This is a genomic window from Pseudomonas mangiferae (assembly GCF_007109405.1).
GTDB classification, from domain to species: domain Bacteria; phylum Pseudomonadota; class Gammaproteobacteria; order Pseudomonadales; family Pseudomonadaceae; genus Pseudomonas_T; species Pseudomonas_T mangiferae.
This window is the reverse complement of record NZ_VJOY01000019.1, coordinates 26,985-46,588: the sequence shown is the minus strand read 5'-3', so window position 1 is coordinate 46,588 and position 19,604 is coordinate 26,985. Positions and strand designations below refer to the sequence as shown.

The 19,604-nt window shown below is 66.2% G+C and carries 15 protein-coding genes; 4 read left to right on the top strand and 11 right to left on the bottom strand.

Annotation, left to right across the window (positions count from 1 at the left end):
* Window positions 1–170 precede the first annotated feature (170 nt).
* Entirely contained in the window at window positions 171–2,264 is a 2,094-nt protein-coding gene (locus FM069_RS19180) for a S9 family peptidase (RefSeq protein ID WP_143490011.1), read from the top strand.
* Here the strand turns inward: FM069_RS19180 and ligA are convergent.
* The 4 genes from ligA to FM069_RS19160 form a co-directional block, all read right to left on the bottom strand.
* Window positions 2,237–4,627 (bottom strand): NAD-dependent DNA ligase LigA, encoded by a 2,391-nt coding sequence (gene ligA, locus FM069_RS19175; RefSeq protein WP_143490009.1) that lies wholly within the window; start codon window positions 4,625–4,627, stop codon window positions 2,237–2,239. The two genes, FM069_RS19180 and ligA, sit on opposite strands and share 28 nt — an antisense overlap.
* 76 nt (window positions 4,628–4,703) lie before the next feature.
* Window positions 4,704–5,522 (bottom strand): cell division protein ZipA, encoded by an 819-nt coding sequence (zipA, locus tag FM069_RS19170; protein WP_143490007.1) that lies wholly within the window; start codon window positions 5,520–5,522, stop codon window positions 4,704–4,706.
* A gap of 215 nt (window positions 5,523–5,737) precedes the next feature.
* The gene (smc, locus tag FM069_RS19165; protein WP_143490005.1) at window positions 5,738–9,226 is read right to left on the bottom strand and encodes a chromosome segregation protein SMC; all 3,489 of its coding nucleotides are present in this window, start codon (window positions 9,224–9,226) and stop codon (window positions 5,738–5,740) included.
* An 11-nt stretch (window positions 9,227–9,237) separates the two neighbouring features.
* A complete protein-coding gene (locus FM069_RS19160) occupies window positions 9,238–9,897 on the bottom strand; it encodes a GntR family transcriptional regulator (protein ID WP_143490003.1) in 660 nt (219 codons plus the stop codon).
* Between the two features lie 200 nt (window positions 9,898–10,097).
* Here FM069_RS19160 and FM069_RS19155 point away from each other — a divergent pair, with 200 nt between their 5' ends.
* The gene (locus FM069_RS19155) at window positions 10,098–11,633 is read left to right on the top strand and encodes a sigma-54-dependent transcriptional regulator (RefSeq protein ID WP_143490001.1); all 1,536 of its coding nucleotides are present in this window, start codon (window positions 10,098–10,100) and stop codon (window positions 11,631–11,633) included.
* Window positions 11,634–11,722: 89 nt separating this feature from the next.
* Here the strand turns inward: FM069_RS19155 and FM069_RS19150 are convergent, their stop codons facing one another.
* From FM069_RS19150 to FM069_RS19120, 7 genes are read right to left on the bottom strand one after another with little or no spacing between them, the layout of a single operon-like run.
* Window positions 11,723–12,223, bottom strand: a complete 501-nt coding sequence (locus FM069_RS19150; protein ID WP_143489999.1) for an NUDIX domain-containing protein — start codon at window positions 12,221–12,223, stop codon at window positions 11,723–11,725.
* A complete protein-coding gene (locus FM069_RS19145; protein ID WP_143489998.1) occupies window positions 12,223–13,422 on the bottom strand; it encodes a UbiD family decarboxylase in 1,200 nt (399 codons plus the stop codon). The genes FM069_RS19150 and FM069_RS19145 overlap by 1 nt, the downstream gene beginning before the upstream one ends.
* The gene (locus FM069_RS19140) at window positions 13,422–13,895 is read right to left on the bottom strand and encodes a phosphoribosyltransferase (protein WP_143489996.1); all 474 of its coding nucleotides are present in this window, start codon (window positions 13,893–13,895) and stop codon (window positions 13,422–13,424) included. Before FM069_RS19140 ends, FM069_RS19145 begins: the two co-directional genes overlap by 1 nt.
* Window positions 13,888–15,033, bottom strand: a complete 1,146-nt coding sequence (guaB, locus tag FM069_RS19135) for an IMP dehydrogenase (RefSeq protein ID WP_143489994.1) — start codon at window positions 15,031–15,033, stop codon at window positions 13,888–13,890. The genes FM069_RS19140 and guaB overlap by 8 nt, the downstream gene beginning before the upstream one ends.
* The gene (locus FM069_RS19130) at window positions 15,026–15,553 is read right to left on the bottom strand and encodes a 6-pyruvoyl trahydropterin synthase family protein (RefSeq protein ID WP_143489993.1); all 528 of its coding nucleotides are present in this window, start codon (window positions 15,551–15,553) and stop codon (window positions 15,026–15,028) included. The genes guaB and FM069_RS19130 overlap by 8 nt, the downstream gene beginning before the upstream one ends.
* Before the next feature lie 12 nt (window positions 15,554–15,565).
* The gene (gene folE / locus FM069_RS19125; protein ID WP_143489991.1) at window positions 15,566–16,174 is read right to left on the bottom strand and encodes a GTP cyclohydrolase I FolE; all 609 of its coding nucleotides are present in this window, start codon (window positions 16,172–16,174) and stop codon (window positions 15,566–15,568) included.
* 10 nt (window positions 16,175–16,184) lie between these two features.
* On the bottom strand, window positions 16,185–16,874 hold the full coding sequence (locus tag FM069_RS19120; protein ID WP_143489990.1) for a 7-carboxy-7-deazaguanine synthase QueE: 690 nt from the start codon (window positions 16,872–16,874) through the stop codon (window positions 16,185–16,187).
* 598 nt (window positions 16,875–17,472) lie between these two features.
* On the opposite strand from FM069_RS19120, the gene FM069_RS19115 reads away from it, so the two are divergent.
* A complete protein-coding gene (locus FM069_RS19115; protein WP_178106854.1) occupies window positions 17,473–18,861 on the top strand; it encodes a NorM family multidrug efflux MATE transporter in 1,389 nt (462 codons plus the stop codon).
* A 358-nt stretch (window positions 18,862–19,219) separates the two neighbouring features.
* Window positions 19,220–19,603, top strand: coding sequence for a glycine cleavage system protein GcvH (gcvH, locus tag FM069_RS19110; protein ID WP_143489986.1), 384 nt, complete (start codon window positions 19,220–19,222; stop codon window positions 19,601–19,603).
* Window position 19,604 lies beyond the last annotated feature (1 nt).

Below are 19,604 nucleotides of genomic sequence, written 5' to 3'. Positions count from 1 at the left end.
GCTGATGGGGGATTCACGCTGTTCTCCTCGTACCGCGACGGCTCCGGCCGGCGGCGACCTCTGCGGAAACCGGCCGCGCCGTGGCGGGGCCGACGAAAGGGCGCTTATGATAACGGCTTTTTGCCGCCGCGGCGTCCCTGCCGTCGCCGCCGCGCTGCTGGAGTCCCCCGATGCCCGATGCCCCGATTGCCCGCCGCGATGCCGGCGCCGACCCCTACCGCTGGCTGGAACGGCGCGACGATCCCGAGGTGGTCGCCCACCTGCGCGCCGAGAACGCCTACCTGGAGGCCAGCCTGGCAGAGCAGGCGGACCTGCGCGAGCGGCTGTTCCAGGAGATCAAGGGGCGCATCCGCGAGACCGACCTGTCGCTGCCCTCCCCCTGGGGGCCGTACCTCTACTACCAACGCACCACCGCCGGCGACGAGTACCCGCGCCACTACCGCTGCCCGCGCCCGGCCGGGGAGTCGCTGGCGGTGGACGAAGCCCGCGAGGAACTGCTGCTGGACCCCAACGCCCTGGCCGGCGACGGCTTCCTCGACGTCGGCGACCTCAGCATCAGCCCCGACCAGCGCCTGCTGGCCTACAGCCTGGACCGCAGCGGCGACGAGAGCTACGCGCTGTACGTCAAGGACCTGGCCAGCGGCGAGGTGACCGCCCTGCCCTTCGAGCGCTGCGACGGCAGCCTGGTCTGGGCCAACGACAACCGCACCCTGTTCTTCATCGAGCTGGACGACACCCAGCGGCCCTGGTGCCTGTACCGCCACCGCCTGGGGGAGCCGGGCGCCCAGCGGGTGTTCGAGGAGGCCGCCCCCCGCTTCTTCCTCAGTTGCTACCGCTCCAGTTCCGAGCGCCAGCTGATCCTGGAGCTGGGCAGCAAGACCACCCGCGAGGCCTGGGTGCTGGACGCCGGTCGGCCCGACGGTGACTTCGCCTGCCTGGCGCCCCGGGAAGAAGGCCACGAGTACGAGGTGGACCATGGCCGCATCGACGGTGACTGGGGCTGGCTGATCCGCAGCAACCAGAGCGGCCTCAATTTCGCCCTCTACAGCGCCACCGGCGACGCCCCGCCCCGCAGCACCTGGCGCGAACGCCTCGCCCACGATCCCCAGGTGATGATCGACGGTTTCTGCATGAACGCCAGCGCCTACGTGCTCAGCCTGCGGGTGGAAGGCCTGCCGGTGCTGCAGGTGCAGCCCGAGGCGCAGCCGAGCTACCGCGTGCGGCTGCCCGACGCCGCCTATGGCCTGCACGTGTCCGACAGCCTGGAATTCGACAGCCCGGCCATTCGCCTGCGCTACGAGGCGTTGAACCGGCCGGCGCAGATCCGCCGGCTGGACCTGGCCAGCGGCGCGCAGACGGTGCTCAAGCAAACCCCGGTGGAAGGCCCGTTCGACCCCGAGGACTACCTCAGCCTGCGCCTCTGGGCGCGGGCCGCCGACGGCACGGCGGTGCCCATCAGCCTGGTGGGGCGCCGCGACCTGTTCGACGGCGATCGGCCCAAAGCGCCGGCACCGCTCTACCTGTACGGCTACGGGGCCTACGGCGCCTGCATCGACCCCTGGTTCTCCCATGCTCGCCTGAGCCTGCTGGAGCGCGGCTGCCTGTTCGCCATCGCTCACGTGCGGGGCGGCGGCGAACTGGGCGAGGCCTGGTACCGGGCCGGCAAGCTGGCCCACAAGCAGACTACCTTCGATGACTTCATCGCCTGTGCCGAGCATTTGGTGGACGCCGGTTTCACCCGCCCGGACCGGCTGGCCATCAGCGGCGGCAGTGCCGGCGGCCTGCTGATCGGCGCGGTGCTCAACCAGCGGCCGGCACTGTTCGCCGCGGCCATCGCCGACGTGCCCTTCGTGGACGTGCTCAACACCATGCAGAACCCCGACCTGCCGCTGACGGTGACCGAGTACGATGAATGGGGCGACCCGGCCGACCCGGCGGCCCATGCGCGCATCCGCGCCTACGCCCCCTACGAGAACGTCACGGCCCAGCCCTACCCGGCGATCCTCGCCATCGCCGGCTATCACGACAGCCGGGTGCAGTACTGGGAAGCGGCGAAATGGGTGGCGCGCCTGCGGGCCACTGGCACCGGCACGTGGCCGGTGCTGCTCAAGGTGGACTTCGACGCCGGCCATGGCGGTATGAGCGGCCGCTACCAGGTGCTGCGGGACGCCGCCCTGGAATCGGCCTTCCTGCTGGGGACCGCCTTCCGCGAGGCGGCCCTGCAGGAGCCTGGCGGTCAGGCCGGGTCGACCGTCACCCCGTAACCACGCAGGGCGTCGAGGAAGGCCGCTTCGTCCAGCACCCGGAGGCCCAGCTCCTCGGCCTTGGCCAGCTTGGAGCCGGCGCCGGGGCCGGCCACCACGCAGGTGGTGCGCGCCGACACCGAGCCGGCCACCTTGGCCCCCAGGGCCTCCAGCCTGTCCTTGGCCACGTCGCGGCTCATGGCCTCCAGGGTGCCGGTGAGGACCCAGGTCTGCCCGGCCAGGGGCAAGCCCTCGGCGGTCTTCCGCTCGCTCTGCCAGTGCATGCCGAAGTCCCGTAGCTGGGCCTCGATGGCCTCGGCGCGGCGGGCGTGGTCGGCCACCGCGAACCAGTCGCGGATGGACTGCCGGGCGCGTTCGTTGAGGCCCTTGGTGGTGGACAGGTCCAGCCAGTCGCCGGCCAGGGCCTTCACCTCGGCGATGCCGGCCGCGCCCGTGGCGCGGCCGGCGGCCTTCTCGGCCAGCTTCTTCGCCCCGGTGGCGGCGACGAAGGGGATGTTCAGCTTGTCGATGAGCGCCGCCAGGCTGGCGCAGGCGGCGAACTCCGCGTGCAGCTCGCCCTCGTCCTGCAACTCGACACCGTTGGCCCGCAGCTGCGCGATGACCTCGCGGTTGTGCTCGGCCTCGAAGAAATTGTGGATTTCGTAGGCCACCTCGGCACCGACGTCCGGCAGGTAGGTGAGCACCTCCGGCAGGGCCCGTTCGATCCGCTCCAGGCTACCGAGGGTGCGCGCCAGCAGCTTGGCGGTCTCCTCGCCCACGTCGGGGATGCCCAGGGCGAAGATGAAGCGCGCCAGGGTCGGCCGCTTGCTGGACGCGATGGAGGCCAGCAGGTTGTTGCTGGACACCTCGGCAAAGCCTTCCAGTGCGAACACGTCGTCGTAGGTAAGGGTGTAGAGGTCGGCCGGCGATTTCACCAGCCCCTTGTCCACCAGTTGCTCGACGATCTTGTCCCCCAGGCCCTCGATGTCCATGGCCCGGCGCGAGACAAAATGGATGATCGCCTGCTTGAGCTGCGCCTGGCAGGCCAGGCGGCCGACGCAGCGGTACACCGCCCCCTCGCTGAACGACTCGCGGCCCTTGCTGCGCTTCACCAGCTGGGTGCGCTCCACGTCCGAGCCGCACACCGGGCAATGGGTCGGCACCTGCACCGGGCGCGCGTCGGCGGGCCGGCGCTCGGTGACCACCTGCATCACCTGAGGGATCACGTCGCCGGCCCGGCGGATGATCACCGTGTCGCCGATCATCACCCCCAGCCGCGCCACCTCGTCCATGTTGTGCAGGGTGGCGTTGGAGACCGTCACCCCGGCCACCTGCACCGGCTTGAGGCGTGCCACCGGCGTCACCGCGCCGGTGCGCCCGACCTGGAACTCCACGTCCAGCAGTTCGGTGAGTTCCTCGCTGGCGGGGAACTTGTGGGCGATCGCCCAGCGTGGCTCCCGGGCCCGGAAGCCCAGTTCGCGCTGCTGGCCGATGTCGTTGACCTTGAACACCACGCCATCGATCTCGTAGGCCAGGGAGGCGCGCCGGGCACCGATGTCGCGGTAATAGTCCAGGCAGGCCTCGGCGCCCTGCACGCGCCGCAGCTCGCGGCTGATGGGCAGGCCCCAGTCCTTCAGGCGCTCCAGGCTGGCGGTGTGGGTGGCCGCCAGGGGCGCCGGTACCCGGCCGATGCCGTAGCAGCAGAACTCCAGGGGCCGCCCGGCGGTGATCTTCGGGTCCAGCTGGCGCAGGCTGCCGGCGGCGGCGTTGCGCGGGTTGGCGAAAGTCTTGCCGCCCGCCTCGGCCTGGGCGGCGTTGAGCCGCTCGAAGCCGGCCTTGGACATGTACACCTCGCCGCGGACCTCCAGCACCTCCGGCCAGCCCTCGCTGCGCAGCTTCAGCGGCACGTTGCGGATGGTCCGCACGTTGGCGCTGATGTCCTCGCCGGTGCTGCCGTCGCCCCGGGTGGCGCCGCGCACCAGGTGGCCGTTCTCGTAGAGCAGGCTCACCGCCAGGCCGTCCAGCTTGGGTTCGCAGCTGTACGCCGCCTCGCTGCCGGCGGGCAGGTCCAGGCCTTCGCGTACGCGACGGTCGAATTCCCGCAGGTCGTCTTCCTCGAAGGCGTTGCCCAGGCTGAGCATGGGAATTTCGTGGCGCACCACGCCGAAGGCGCTGGAAGCCGCACCGCCGACCCGCTGGGTGGGCGAATCGGGAGTCACCAGCTCGGGGTGCTCCGCTTCCAGCGCCTGCAGGCTGCGGAACAGCCGGTCGTACTCGGCGTCCGGCACGCTGGGCTCGTCCAGCACGTAGTAGCGGTAGTTGTGCGCATCGAGGTCGCTGCGCAACTGGGCGATGCGTTCGGCGGCGGTCTGGGCGTCGGTCATGGCGGTCTCGGAAACGCAAAGAGCAGCGCGAGCTGCTCTTTGCGATACGGGCGGCGTCGGGAAGCGACGCGCGCGGTCAGCGTTTATGGGTCAGGTTGCGGCGCTCGAACTCGACGATGCGCTGGCGATAGTGCTCGATGGTCTGGGCGGTCAGCACGCTGCGCTGGTCGTCCTTGAGCTCGCCGTTCAGTTCCTGGGACAGCTTGCGCGCGGCGGCGACCATCACGTCGAACGCCTGCTTCGGGTGGCGCGGCCCCGGCAGGCCGAGGAAGAAGCTCACGGCGCGGGTCTTGAAGTGGTCCATGTCGTCCAGGTCGAAGGTGCCCGGCTTGACGCCATTGGCCATGGAGAACAGCACCTCGCCGTTGCCGGCCATGCTCTCGTGGCGATGGAAGATGTCCATCTCGCCGAAGCGCAGGCCGCTTTCCAGGATGTTCTGCAGCAGCGCCGGGCCCTTGAAGCCCTCGCTGTCGCGGGACACCACGTTGATCACCAGCACTTCGTCCACCGGCATCTGGCCAGCGCCGTCGGAACGCGGGGAGTCGTCGTCCAGGCTCTCGTCCAGCACCGGGTCGAGCAGGGTGGGCACCGGTTCGAGGTTGAGGTCGCCCTGGTGCGGCTCGACGCCACGCCGGCGGTTCAGCTCCTTGGCGCTCATGGACGGCAGGTCTTCCTCGTCTAGGGACGGCTCGCGGCCCTGCTTGTCCAGCACCCGGGCCGGGCCCAGCAGGTTCGGGTCCTGTTCCTCATCGTCCGGCAGGTTGGAAAAGCTGCGGTCCAGCTTGAACTTGAGTTTTCCCTTGCCACCGCTCATGCGCCGCCAGCCATCGAAGAGAATGCCGGCAATGACGATGAAACCGATGACGATCAGCCAATCGCGCAGACCGATTTCCATGTAATTCTGTGTCCCCTGATGAATTGGAGTAATGAATAAAAGGACATCCCTTCCTCTGAACGTGGCGCCCAACTCCCTGTTCTTTCTGGCGTTTTCCACGGGTGACGAAAGTGCGCCCTAAGCTAGCACGGCCGGGCATCCAGCGGAACCTCCCCGGCATCGAGCAAACGCCATGGCCAGTCGCCCTTTTCTCGTTCTGTTGCGCTCCCGGCGGCTCAGGCTTCCACCAGCGCCACCGCCTCTTCCACATTGACCGTCACCAGCCGCGAACAACCCGGTTCATGCATGGTCACCCCCATCAACTGGTCGGCCATCTCCATGGCGATCTTGTTGTGGGTGATGTAGATGAACTGCACCTTTTCCGACATTTCCTTCACCAGCCGCGCATAGCGGCCGACGTTGGCGTCGTCCAGGGGCGCGTCCACTTCGTCGAGCATGCAGAACGGTGCCGGGTTCAGCTGGAAGATGGCGAACACCAGGGCCAGGGCCGTCAGCGCCTTCTCCCCGCCGGAGAGCAGGTGGATGGTGCTGTTCTTCTTGCCCGGCGGCCGCGCCATGATCGCCACCCCTGTATCGAGTAAATCTTCGCCGGTGAGTTCCAGATAGGCGTGCCCGCCGCCGAAGACCTTGGGGAAAAGCGCCTGCAGACCGGCGTTGATCTGATCGAAGGTGTCCTTGAAGCGGTTGCGGGTCTCCCGGTCGATCTTGCGGATGACGTTCTCCAGGGTCTCCAGCGCCTCCACCAGGTCGTCGTTCTGCGCATCCAGGTAGCGCTTGCGCTCCGACTGCTGCTGGTACTCGTCGATGGCCGCGAGGTTGATCGGCCCCAGGCGCTGGATGCGCCCGGCGAGGCGCTCCAGTTCCTCTTCCCAGCCGGGTTCGCTGGCGTCCGCCGGCAGCGTGGCGATCACCCCGTGCAGGTCGTAGCCGTCTTCCTGTAATTGCTCCTGCAGGGCCTTGCGCCGCACCGTCAGGGTCTGCGCGTCCAGGCGCTGCTGCTCCAGCTGGCCACGCAGCAGTTGGGCCTGCTGCTCCGCCTGGCTGCGGCGCTTTTCGGCGTCGCGCAGCTCGCGGTCGGCATCGTCCAGGGCCAGGCGCGCCTGCTTGAGTTCTTCCTCGACGCCCATGCGCCGCTCCAGCAGCTCCTCCAGGCGCATGCGCAGCTCTTCCAGGGGCGCGGCGCCCTCCTCCAGGTTCAGGCTGAGCTGTTCGCGCCGCTCGTTGACCCGCTCGAACTGCTGCTCCAGGCGCTCCAGCGCCTGGCGGGTGGAGTCGTGCTGGGCCCGCAAGGCGCCGACCCGCACCGCCAACTGGTGGGTGCGGTCCTTGTGCTGGCGGGCCTCCTGGCGGACCCGGTCGAGGCGTTCCCGCAGGCCGTCTCGGGAAGCCAGCAGGGTTTCCCGCCGCTCGGTGTCGGCCGCCATCTCGTCGAGGGCGTCCTGCAGGTGCAGGCGCGCCTCGCCCAGTTGCTCCTGCTCCAGGGCACGCCGGGCGGCGTTGTCGTCCAGTTCCTCGTCCAGGCGGCGCCGGCGCAGGCTCAACTGCTCGGCCCTGGCCTGGACGGCGGACAGCCGCGCCTTCAGCTCGGCCAATTGCCGCGACTCGTCCTGCACCTGGCGTCGCAGCTGCTCGCGGGCCTGTTCCTCGTCGCGCTGGGCGTCCCGCAGGTGCGCCAGGCGCTCCTCCAGGGCGGCCAGGGCGGCTTCGTGTTGCTCGCGCTCGCCCTGTAGGCGCTCCATTTCCTGGCCGCGGGCCAGTACCCCGCTGTCATGCTCGTCGGCGCGGCGCACCCGCAGGAAATGCCGGCCGACCCAATAGCCGTCACGGCTGACCAGGCTCTCGCCCTCGCCCAGGGTGACGCGGGCCGCCAGGGCCTGTTCCAGGTCATCCACCGGCCGCACCCGGGCCAGCCAGGGCGCCAGGTCGTAGGCGCTCTCCACCTTGTCCAGCAGGCTGCCGGCGACGCGCGCACCGCCGCGCCCCGGGTTCGCCAGGCGCAGGTCGCCCTGGGCGAAGTCCGCCAGGGGCAACCCGCCGAAGTCGTCCAGCAGCACCGCCTGGAGGTCGGCCCCCAGGACGGTCTCCACCGCCAGCTCCCAGCCCGGTTCCACCCGCAGCCCCTGGGCGAGGCGCGGGCGCTCGGCCAGGCCCTGCTGCCGCAGCCATTCCGCCGCACCGGTGCCAGGGTTGAGGGCGGCCTGCTGCAGCGCCTCCAGGGACGCGAGGCGGCCGTTCAGGCGCTGCAACTGGCCACTGGCATCCTGCTGGGCGCGGGTCGCCTGCTGCAGGTCGCCCCGCAGGCCCTCGACGCGCTGCGCCCGCTCCGCTTCGTCGGCCTGGGCCTGTTCCAGGCGCAGCTCGCCTGCCGCCAGGTGCTCGGCCAGGTCGAGGATCGCCGCCTCTTCCGGGTCGGCGGCCAGTTGGGTGCGCTCGTCGCCCAGGCGGCGGGCCCGTTCGTGCAGGCGCTCCAGGCTCTGCTCCAGTTGCTGGATGTGCGCCTGCTGCACCTCGGCCCGGCGCCGGGGTTCGGCAGAGCGCTGGTTGAAGGCGTCCCACTGTTCCTGCCATGCATGCATGGTGGCCTCGGCCTCTTCCAGTTCCGCCGCGCTTTCCTCGGCGCTGGCGCTGCCGGTCTCCAGTTCCGGCAGGAGCATCTCCAGCTCTTCGCCGAGGGTGGCCAGCAGGGTGCGGTCATGGCCCAGGTGCGATTCGGTCTCCTGGCGGCTGCGCTCGGCTTCGCGCAGGTCGTCCTGTAACTGGCGCAGGCGCTGCTGGCCGTGCTGGATGCTCTGCTCGACCCGGGCGATGTCGCCGCCGACGGAATAGAAGCGCCCCTGTACCTGGTTGAACCGCTCCGACAGCTCATGGTGGCCGTCCCGCAGGCGCTCGATGCTGGCATCGGCATTGCGCTGCTCGGCCACCAGGGCTTCCAGGGCCACGTCCTGCTCACCGATCACCGCTTCGCGGCGGCCCACCTGCTGGTTCAGGTCCTGCCAGCGCAGGGCGCCCAGCTGGGCCTTCAGCTGGCGCTCCTCGGCCTTGTATTCCTGGTACTTCTCCGCCGACTGGGCCTGGCGGTGCAGGCGTTCCAGCTGGCGCTCCAACTCTTCCCGCAGGTCGGTCAGGCGCGCCAGGTTCTCCTGTGTGCGCCGGATGCGGTTCTCGGTCTCCCGGCGGCGCTCCTTGTACTTGGAGATGCCGGCGGCTTCCTCGATGAAGGAGCGCAGGTCTTCAGGGCGCGCCTCGATCAGCTTAGAGATCATTCCCTGCTCGATGATCGAGTAGCTGCGCGGCCCCAGGCCGGTACCGAGGAAGATGTCGGTGATGTCGCGCCGGCGGCACTTGGTGCCGTTGAGGAAGTAGGTGTTCTGTCCGTCGCGAGTGACGCGCCGACGGATGGATATCTCGGCGTAGCCGGCGTATTCGCCCACCAGGGTGGTGTGGGTGTTGTCGAAGATCAGCTCGATGCTGGCCTGGGTCACCGGCTTGCGGGTGTTGGAGCCGTTGAAGATCACGTCGGTCATCGATTCGCCGCGCAGGTTCTTCGCCGAGCTTTCGCCCATCACCCAGCGCACCGCGTCGATGATGTTGGACTTGCCGCAGCCGTTGGGCCCCACCACCGCCGCCATGTTGCTGGGGAAGTTCACCGTGGTGGGGTCGACGAAGGACTTGAAGCCCGCCAGCCTGATGCTCTTCAGCCGCATGCCATCTCCGCTCAGCGCTCGATCAGCGCGGCGAGCACCAGGTCGCGGTTGTGCTTCACGTAGGCCAGCACCACCCGCTCCACGCGGTCGGCGTCGTGCTCGACGATGGCCTGCAGCAGGGTGTCCAGGGCGGCCAGGGTCTGGCTCATCTCGCCGCGCCGGCGCTCCAGCGCCAGGTAGTAGGTGCGGCTGATGACCGGGATCAGGTTCTCCAGGGTTTCCTGCAGGTACGGGTTGTCGGCGAAGGGAAAGGCCTCCCGCAGGATGCCGAAGCTGACTTCGGCGAAGGAGCCGATGTCGTCCCGCTCGCGATTCTCCACCAGGCGCCGGCGGATGTGCAGGAACGGATCGAGCTCGCGCTCGTCCTTCCAGTTCAACGCCACGGCGCGGCCCAGCATCACGTACAGCGAGGCCATCAGGGCGTACAGGCTGGTGACCTTATGGGCGGTCAGTTCGGCGACCTGGGCGCCGCGGCGCGGCAGGATGCGCACCAGGTGGCGCCGCTCGAGGATCAGCAGCGCCTCGCGGACGGGGCCGCGGCTGACGTTCAGGGCCTGGGTGACCTTGATTTCCTGGATGCGCTCGCGCGCCTTCAGTTCACCTCGGACGATGCGCTCGGCGAGGTGGTGGGCAATCTGTTCGGCGAGGCTGTCTGGTGCCGTGAACGTCATGATTTTCCTTCGGAAATGGGGGGCGACACGCAGGCGGCGAGTGTAGCACAGGGCCATGCCTCGAACGGCGGCGCAAAGCGCCCGCGACGGTGCGCGGGACGGGCGAGACGAGCGGTCGCCGGACGACCGTTCGCGGCTGTCCGCGGGACGACCCGAGCGGGCATAATCGGCCCTTTCCCTCCGCGCCGTTCTATTCGTCCATGCGTATCCACGTCAGTTTCATCGACCGCGTCGGCATCACCCAGGAAGTGCTGGCCCTGCTGGGTGGGCGCAACCTCAACCTGGACGCCGTGGAGATGGTCCCGCCCAACGTCTACATCGACGCGCCGACCCTCAGCGCCGAGGTGCTGGAGGAACTGCGCGACGCCCTGTTCAAGGTGCGCGGGGTGCAGGCGGTGACGGTGGTGGACATCCTCCCCGGGCAGCGCCGGCGCCTGCAGCTGGACGCGCTGCTGGCGGCCATGGCCGACCCGGTGCTGGCGGTGGATGGCGAGGGGCGCATCCTGCTGGCCAACCCGGCGCTGATCGCCCTCTGCGGCGGCGAGCCGGAAGGCCAGCGCCTGGCACAGCTGTTCGACGACGAGCCCCTGCAACGGGCGCTGCTGCAGCAGGGCTTCCGCCTGCCCCTGCGGGAAGTGACCCTCAAGGGCCAGGCGCTGCTGGTGGACGCCATGCCCATCGCCGAGGCCGCTCCCGGCGGCACCGGCCAGGCAGCGGGCGGCCTGCTGACCCTGTACCGGCCGAACCGCATCGGCGAGCGCCTGGCGGCGCTGCACCACGACCACGCCGAGGGGTTCGACGCCCTGCTGGGCGACTCCGCGCCGATCCGCACCCTGAAGAGCCGCGCCCAGCGCGTCGCCAGCCTCGACGCGCCGCTGCTGATCCACGGCGAGACCGGCACCGGCAAGGAGCTGGTGGCCCGCGCCTGCCACGCCCTCAGCGCGCGCCGCAGCGCGCCGTTCCTCGCCCTGAACTGCGCGGCGTTGCCGGAGAACCTGGCGGAGAGCGAACTGTTCGGCTATGCCCCCGGCGCCTTCACCGGCGCCCAGCGCGGCGGCAAGCCGGGGCTGCTGGAGCTGGCCCACCAGGGCACGGTGTTCCTCGACGAGATCGGCGAGATGTCCCCCTACCTGCAGGCCAAGCTGCTGCGCTTTCTCAGCGACGGGACCTTCCGCCGGGTCGGCGGTGACCGCGAGGTGAAGGTCAACGTACGCATCCTCAGCGCCACCCACCGCGACCTGGAGCGCATGGTGGAGGCCGGGGCCTTTCGCGAGGACCTGTTCTACCGGCTCAACGTGCTGAACCTGGAAGTGCCACCGCTGCGGGAGCGCGGCCAGGACATCCTGCTGCTGGCCCGGCATTTCATGGAGCAGGCCTGCACGCAAATCCAGCGCAAGCCCTGCCGCCTGGCGCCGGGCACGCACCCGGCGCTGCTGGGCAACCGCTGGCCGGGCAACGTGCGGCAATTGCAGAACGTGATCTTCCGCGCCGCGGCCATCTGCGAGAGCAGCGTAGTGGACATCGACGACCTGGACATCGCGGGCACCTCGGTGGCGCAGGGCCAGGACGGCGAGGTCGCCAGCCTGGAGCAGGCGGTGGGCGACTTCGAGCGCGAGCTGCTGCAACGGCTGTACGCCAGCTACCCCTCCACACGGCAGCTGGCCGGCAGGCTGCAGACGTCGCACACCGCGATCGCCCAGCGGCTGCGCAAGTACGGCATCCCAGGCAAGAGCTGATCCGAGCGGCCCCCTTGCAACGGGACCGGTGACGCCTGCGCCTCTGCAAGAGACAACCGGTCCGCGCTACCGGCGGATCGGTCGAGGATTCAGGTGAACAGCTCGGCGCGGCCTTCGAAGTGCGCGCTGCAGCCCACGAACGCCTCCGCCTGGCGATACTCCATGGCCAGTTCCAGGTAACTGCACCCTTCGGCGAATAAGCGCGCCATCAGGAAGCGGTCCGATTCCGGAATCCGGTAGGCATCGAGCTTGTCCAGATCGGCCCAGACCAGCGGGTGCTTTTCCTCCACCAGTGCGGGCCTTCTCGAAGCCTCGAAGCTGTAGACGAAGATCAGCCAGTTCCAGTCCGGCGATCCGGAGTAGTCGTACACCAGCCCACGGGGGCGCAACGGCTCGGTGATCACGTAGCCCGTCTCTTCGGCGAACTCGCGGCGCGCACATTCGATAGGGATTTCGCCGAACTCGCACTTGCCGCCCGGCGGCAGCAGAAATCCCCGATACGGCGCCGTTTGCCTGTCCAGCAACAGCACCTGCTGTTCATGGGTGCAGTACACGAGGGTAGTGAGCCTGGGGCTCATCGATCGATCCATCAGAACGTCTTCCAGTCGAAGTCATTGGCATTGTCGCACAGCACCCCGAGACGACCGCCCATGCGCACGCCGCGCTTGCGATAGTCATCGGACACGGACTCGAAGGCGAACGTCGACAGATCGGCGAACAGGGTCTCGGCATTCCTGACCAGGAAGAACAGTTTGCTGCGCAGGTCGTATCCCATGATCAGCCGGAGGACGTCCTCGGTCACCGAGTCGCACTCGACGATGACCCCGAACTCGCCGAAGTAAGCCGTCGGGTAGACCACGCGCCGCACGGGAATCCCCTTGCTCGTGAGAAAGCCGAACATGAACGTCTCGTTCTGCAGGCGCATCAGGTTCAGCCCCGACTCCTTGCCGCAGAAAATGCCAAAGAACAGCGGATTGTCCCGGGCATGGATCGCGTTGACGGTCAGTTCGAAGCCCACCGTCTTCTCGCTGTAGTAGCCCTTGAACTCGCAGAACGGCCCTTCATCGATCATCCTGCCACTCAGGCTCGCCTGCAGGACGAGCTCGCTGGCCGCCGGAACCGCCGGGTAGTCGCCCTGGCGACAGAGGTCGATGGGCTCATCGGCAATGGCCGAGGAAAACACGAAGCTGTCCACGTCCGCCGGGATCTTGCTCGCCGCGCCGATATACGCCGAGATCGGCCCGCCGTTGAACAGGCTGACCTTGATTTCGCGCTCCTCGCGCAGACGTTCCTGGATGATCGCGTGGGCATCGGTTCGGGGATCGATGAATATCGCGATGGTGCGCCCATCCTTGATCTCCCCCCGGTAGAAACCCAGGTTGTAGCGCCCGGCCGTGTCCTCTATGCAGAACACGAAGGAAGTCAGATAACGGCCGCCATCACCCGGCTGGTACTTGAGAAACGGCAAGTCCAGCAATGACCATTCCCTCTGCCGGAATGCCCAGGGGGCCTGCACCGGAGCCCGCTGGTCGGCGTGCGCTCCGCGCGCGCGCCGGGCGAACTCCGGCTGCACGTTCGCCTCGGTCAGGCCCAGCCCGCGCAACATCGCTTCACGCTTGAAGGCGTTGTCCACATAAGGCACCCGGGACCCGCAGGCGACATTGCTGAACATCACCACCGGGTAGTCGTTGAGGTCGTAGTGCTGGTGCAGGTAGCGGGAAATATCGAGGTCGACCCCCATGGGGTCGGCAATGTCCTCGACACGGGCTTCGCTGAGCAGATTCCTCATCAGGACTCGATCCTCTTTTCCCAGGGAAAACGAACCCACTCCCTGACTTCCCGGCCATGGAACTCCACCATTTCCCCCACTTGGGCACGGTCGCCATTGGCGGCATTGAAGACCAGGCTCGCGACGTAGATCTCGCGACCGTCGCCGCCGAATCGCTCGCGGATGAAACGGACGGTTTCACCACTGCCGACGATGTCCTCGATGACCAGCCACTTCTTGCCCGCCTGCGCCAGCGGGCTGATATCCACCAGGCGCGGTTCCGCCTTGCGTGAGTCGACGCCCTCGGACAGGTTCCGGACGATGGACAGCGTGCCCACCTCGCGCACCCCCAGCTGATGAGCCACGATCACCGCCGGCACCCAGCCAGAGCGAGCCACGCCGACGATGCAGTCGAAGTCGTAGTCGGCCGCGCGGACGGCCTCGGCGATGGACACCGACAGGGCCTCCACGTCCTCCCAGCTCAGGTTAATCATGGCTGAGCGCCTCGGCCTTGTAGTCGATGGGGTGCCTGCCTATGTCCAATGCGTGCGGACGGCTTTCCTGGCTGGTCTGCACCGACACCTCGATGAACTCATGCCGCTCCAGCAGCTGCGGGTAATCGCTCGCGCCGCAATAGCTGAAACCCGACTGAATGCCACCGATCAGTTGATACAGGTAGGCACGCAAGGGGCCGACATGTTCGAAGCAGGCCTCGATGCCCTCGGGCACGTAGCGCAGCAATTGCTCCTCGGTGATCTTCTGGCCCTGCAAGCGCTTGAGTTCGAGGCCGGTCCCGAAGGTGACGAAGCCCCGGGTCAGCTTGTAGTGCTTGCCGGACACTTCCAGCAACTGGGCGGCGCTCTCGTCGGTGCCGGCCAGCATGCGTCCGAGCATCACCGCATGGGCGCCAGCGGCCAGGGCCTTGACGATATCCCCGGAGCTGCGAATGCCGCCGTCGGCGATCAGACTCACGCCGGCTTCCCTGGCCGCCTCGGCGCATTCGAGGATGGCGGTGAGCTGCGGCACGCCCGCGCCGGTGACCGAGCGCGTGGTACAGACACTGCCGGGGCCGATACCCACCTTGATCACGCTGGCGCCGGCCTCCGCCAGGTCCAGTACGCCCTCGGGCGTGGCCACGTTGCCCGCGACGATCGGGATGTCGCCCAGGCGCTCCTTGACGCGGGCGATCGCCGCAATGGCGTGAGTGGAATGACCATGGGCGATATCCACGGTCAGGAAGTCCACATCGCAGGCGGCCAACCCGGCGGCTCGCTGCAGGTAGTCATCGACGATGCCGATCGAGCCTCCGACCTTGAGCCGGCCTTGAGCATCCAGGGTCGGCGCGAAATCGGCTTCGCGCTGGGTGACAGGCGCGCTCTTGACCGCATGGACGAAGGCTGCCTGGTCTTCCACGCTGCACATGCGGTGGACGATCCCCAGCCCGCCCATCCGGGCCATCTCCAGGGCCATGCGATCCTCGGTGCACCATTGGGTGTTGGCCGAGATGATCGGTACGCTCAGGCGGCCGATGCCCTTGAGCTCGACGCCGATATCGGCTTCCTTGCGACTGCCCAGGTGGGTCTTCTTGGGCACCAGCAGCACGTCATCGAACACGTAGCCTTTTCTAAACATGCTGCACGCCCCTCACGTTGCCGGCGGGATACTCGGCCCAGCAATTGGGCGTTTCATACACGCGAATCGCATCCACGCGGACCTGCGCGGCCCCATGCCCCAGGGTGGCGACCTTCTCGCTGAGCAGTTCGTACCAGTGCTTGGCCAGCGCTTCCGCGGTGGGCGAGAACGGCACCAGGTAGATTTTCATCCCTTCGGCGTTGGTCAACGGAAGCGCAACGCCTGAGATCAGCACATCGCGGGCAGAACCGCGGATATCCAGGACCTGCAACAGGTACTCGTCTTCGGCATCGACGATCAGGGCGTGATCGCACAGCTCATCGATGCATTGCACCATCGCCTCCTTGGCAAAGCTGAAGTCCAGCACCATGCCCGTCTCGGAACCCTGGGTGGCGAGTTCGTCAGCGCTGAGGGTCATGTGCACTGTATAGCGATGACCGTGGAGGTTGCGGCACTTGGAGCCATGGGAGCGGATCCGGTGACCCGCGTCGATTTCAATCTTCCGGTCGATCTTGAACATGACAGTCTTCCCTTACTGAGAGTGGTGGACACCATTGCCCCACGGCAATGCAGCTGCGGTGTAGAACTCGCCCCGCTTGACCGAATCGGTATCCAGCACGCCTGAGAAGTAGGTCGTGGTCATGTTGGCGTTGGGCTTGTAGGCGCCGCGGGTGCACAGGCAGTTGTGCTTGGCGCGAATGATCACCCCCACCCCCTTGGGCAGCAGCACTTCATCGAGGGCCAGGCCGATCTGCGAGGTCAGCCGCTCCTGGATCTGCAGGCGCTTGGCGAAGATGTCCACCACCCGCGCCAGCTTGGACAGGCCCACGACCCGGCCATTGGGGATATAGCCGACGGTCGCGTTGCCCACGATCGGCGCCAGATGGTGCTCGCACATCGACTCGAAGTGGATGTTCTGCAACATGATCAGGTTCTTATAACCCGCCACCTCTTCGAAGAACTTCTCCAGCACGCGGTAAGGGTCCTGGGAATATCCCACCGTCTGCGCGACCATGGACTTCAGGAAGCGCTCCGGCGTTTCCTGAAGTCCCTGCCGGCTGGTGTCCTCACCCAGATAGTCGAGAATATCGATCACCGCTTGCCGTGCTTTGGCATGGGAATGTTCTTGATCATTCTGCATAGTCATATCCTTATGGAAGATTCAGAAGTTTGTGCAACTGCAGGTTCAACGTATAACCCTGCTGAGTTGCCACTTCGACACAGGCCTTGAGATTGTCCTGGTTGCGTTGCTCGTCATAATCATCGCGCGGCATCACATAGACAGGCTTGCCCGGGGGAGGACGGAACAGACGGGCTTTCTTCCCGGCCCGCTGCGTCGAGCAACCCGGCAGGCCGTCGCGCGGATCGACTTCGTCATGTGCCAGTACATATTTGTAATGCGTGATGATCTCGATCATGCGCAGGTCCAGTACTGGCGTCTTCGGGCTGCACACCACGGTGACGTCCTGCCCCGTGGGGATGGCCTGATAGATCGTGCCGTTGGTTTCGACCTGAACCTTGAACCCTTCGGCGATGAACAGCCGTATCAGGGGCGCGATGTTCTGGCGAAAGGGTTCGCCACCGGTCAGCACGATCAGCTCTGGAACCGGGGTTTCGAGGCTGCGCACCTTCTCGACGATCGCCTGCGGCGTCAGTGACCAGCGAAACGACTCGAATTGCGTATCGCACCAATAGCAACGCAGGTTGCATCCCGACAACCTGACGAAGGTGGAAGGCACGCCCGAGAAGGGCCCCTCTCCCTGCAATGTCCTGAATACTTCCTCGACCCAAAGCGCCTCGATGTCAGGTGCCTTCTTTCGTATGGGGTTTTCACCAAACATATCAACTCCCTCTCGTCACACGGGGCGTCCTGCCAATTGAAGCGATGTATACCGATATAATTTTGCAGGCAAACTTCTACGAACTGTCTGCCATGGAACGTCCAGGGGAACTACACATCAATCGATAATCGCCGAGAAAGAATCCACTCACCTCGACGGAAAATTCTTCAATAAACCTTAATCACTGCCTCGCGACTAACACGCATATCTGACGGCAACTTCTGGACAAGAAACCCAACACGTTTCCCGTGAATAGAGCGCTTCCTTAAAAAGCATCGCCTTTATTCGCGTGTGTTCTACGGCGAGACATCCACACTCTTTCGGCACGACAACCTAGTTCAACCATTTAATGCTGCGAAAGATCAATTAACGCGCCTTGCTATTCATTTTATAACCATAAGAAATAAAAACGCCTTGCAATATCATTTTATTAAGAGCCGCGCCACTACCAGTTTTGGGACAGAAAAGCGTCCGCGCGAAAGCTGTTAAAGTGGCCCGCTCTCATCAGATCCACATTCGATTGCAGCGTCGATGGACGGCGTTACCCGGCATTGGAGGCCACTGCATGCTTGAACAAAGAAGCTCGAACAGCAGCGTCATGGGCGAATTGATGATCCTGCTCGCCATGGCCGGACCGCTGATGGCCGCCCAACTGTCCAAGGTGGTCATGGTCTTCACCGACACCTACATGATGGGACGGCTGGGCGCAGAAGCCCTGGCAGGCGGCGGCGTGGGCGCCTCGATCTATTCGTTCCTGACCTTTTCCTTTTCCGGGGTCATCTCGGGCATCGGCACGCTGATCGCCATCGCCCATGGCTCCAGGGATACCGCCCGGGTCCGGCGTTCATGCCAGAGCGGCATGCTCATAGCCCTGGCGCTCTCGGCACTGGGCATATCGGCACTATGGCTGGCCGCCCCGCTGCTGCGCAGTCTCGGCCAGCCACCGCAAAGCATTGATGCCTTCATCGCCTTCACCCGCGCGGTCGCCTTCGCACTGCCGGGCTACCTGGTGTTCATGGCCTTGCGCAATTTCGTCAGCGCTTTGGGTGACACCAAGCCGGTCATGGTCATCAGCATGGCCGCGGCGGTGCTGAACCTGGCCCTCAACCTGGTGATCATCAACCAGTGGTTCGGCATTCCGTACCTGGGCCTGAGCGGCATCGGCGCGGTCACCGCCAGCGTTTCTCTGCTGATGGCGCTGTCATTGGCCGGATACATCGCCACCGCCCCGCGCTACCGCAGCTATCGGATATTCGAGGGTATCCTCGACATCGACTGGGACATCCTGCGCCAGGCGATCAAATTCGGGATTCCAGTAGGCCTGTCATTCGCCATCGAACTGAGCCTGTTCACCTGCGCGGCGCTGATGATGGGGCACTTCGGGGTCGTGGTGCAGGCCGCGCACCATGTGGCCATGCAGGCGGTGCTGATCGCCTTCGTCGCGCCCATCAGCCTGTCGAGCGCCACCTCTTACCGGGTCGGCCACCTGGTGGGAGCCGGACGCATTGCGGACGTCAAGCAGGTGGTGCTGATCGGCCTGAGCTGTGGCGCGGTCGCGTCCTTATTCTTCGCCCCCCTGTTTCTGCTCTTCCCCACCGAAATCGCCAGTCTGTTCGTCAGGTCCGGCACGGCCGACAGCGTATTGCTCAAGAGCACCGTGGCCAGCCTGCTGGCCGTCGCGGTGTGGTTCCTGCTGTTCGACGGGGCGCAGAACATCCTGCTGGGCGCCTTAAGGGGCCTCAAGGCACTGAAAACCTCGTTGACGCTGGTCGCCGTCTTCTACTGGCTCATCGCGATTCCAGCCGCTTATATCCTCGGCATCCATCTGGCGCTGGGGCCACGCTACATCTGGGCCGGCCTGGCCATCGGCCTGGCAGCGGCCACCTTCGCGATGTACCTGAGTCTCCAGATGATCGTCAATCGGCTGACCCATCCGGATCGACCAGGGACGGTCAGTCGGGTCGGCATCGAAGACGTTCCGGGATGAAAGCACCTGGCCTAGAAAGCAGGCGTTCCTCGGTCAGATAGCGCTCCGCACAGAGTTGGGATGGAAGTGAAGAACGCGCGAACGCATGCAGGCCGTTTCGATATCGATACATCGTATCGAATTCGCTACGAACCTATCTAAGCGGCCTCTTTTCGCAGGTTCGCCTCATATCTCTTCGCTCCGGCTCACGTCGCCTGTATTGATTTCATTCCAAATGAAGAAGAAGTCACTCTGATATTTCGATATGTGTTTGATTTTTAATGGATTTTTTATTTGGCCACATTATTGCTAAGAGATTCCTGCCCTTAGCGCGCGATCTCCACTGCGCCTACATGTCCCCTGCTCCCGAGGAAAGTCCATGAGCGAGTTGCGTTTCACTGAAGATCACGAATGGCTGCGCGTTGAAGCCGACGGCAGCATCACCGTAGGTATCACCGCCTATGCCCAGGACGCACTGGGTGACGTGGTCTATGTGCAACTGCCGGACCTGCAGCGCTACGAGAAAGGCTCCGACGCCTCCACCGTCGAATCGGTAAAGGCCGCCAGCAGCGTGTACATGCCGCTCACCGGCGAGGTGATCGCGATCAACGAAGGCCTCAACGACAGCCCCGAGCGGGTCAATGAGGACCCCCTGGGTGAAGGCTGGTTCTTCCGCTTCATCCCGGCGGACACGAACGAGCTGGCGACGCTGCTGGACCAGGACGCCTACGACCGCCTGCTCAAGGCCACCGCCGACGCCTGAG

Bases quoted from the DNA above. Each gene is read 5' to 3' on its own strand.
- FM069_RS19180 (WP_143490011.1), top strand. From the start codon at position 171: ATGCCCGATGCCCCGATTGCCCGCCGCGATGCCGGCGCCGACCCCTAC.
- ligA (WP_143490009.1), bottom strand. From the start codon at position 4,627: ATGACCGACGCCCAGACCGCCGCCGAACGCATCGCCCAGTTGCGCAGC.
- zipA (WP_143490007.1), bottom strand. From the start codon at position 5,522: ATGGAAATCGGTCTGCGCGATTGGCTGATCGTCATCGGTTTCATCGTC.
- smc (WP_143490005.1), bottom strand. From the start codon at position 9,226: ATGCGGCTGAAGAGCATCAGGCTGGCGGGCTTCAAGTCCTTCGTCGAC.
- FM069_RS19160 (WP_143490003.1), bottom strand. From the start codon at position 9,897: ATGACGTTCACGGCACCAGACAGCCTCGCCGAACAGATTGCCCACCAC.
- FM069_RS19155 (WP_143490001.1), top strand. From the start codon at position 10,098: ATGCGTATCCACGTCAGTTTCATCGACCGCGTCGGCATCACCCAGGAA.
- FM069_RS19150 (WP_143489999.1), bottom strand. From the start codon at position 12,223: ATGGATCGATCGATGAGCCCCAGGCTCACTACCCTCGTGTACTGCACC.
- FM069_RS19145 (WP_143489998.1), bottom strand. From the start codon at position 13,422: ATGAGGAATCTGCTCAGCGAAGCCCGTGTCGAGGACATTGCCGACCCC.
- FM069_RS19140 (WP_143489996.1), bottom strand. From the start codon at position 13,895: ATGATTAACCTGAGCTGGGAGGACGTGGAGGCCCTGTCGGTGTCCATC.
- guaB (WP_143489994.1), bottom strand. From the start codon at position 15,033: ATGTTTAGAAAAGGCTACGTGTTCGATGACGTGCTGCTGGTGCCCAAG.
- FM069_RS19130 (WP_143489993.1), bottom strand. From the start codon at position 15,553: ATGTTCAAGATCGACCGGAAGATTGAAATCGACGCGGGTCACCGGATC.
- folE (WP_143489991.1), bottom strand. From the start codon at position 16,174: ATGCAGAATGATCAAGAACATTCCCATGCCAAAGCACGGCAAGCGGTG.
- FM069_RS19120 (WP_143489990.1), bottom strand. From the start codon at position 16,874: ATGTTTGGTGAAAACCCCATACGAAAGAAGGCACCTGACATCGAGGCG.
- FM069_RS19115 (WP_178106854.1), top strand. From the start codon at position 17,473: ATGGGCGAATTGATGATCCTGCTCGCCATGGCCGGACCGCTGATGGCC.
- gcvH (WP_143489986.1), top strand. From the start codon at position 19,220: ATGAGCGAGTTGCGTTTCACTGAAGATCACGAATGGCTGCGCGTTGAA.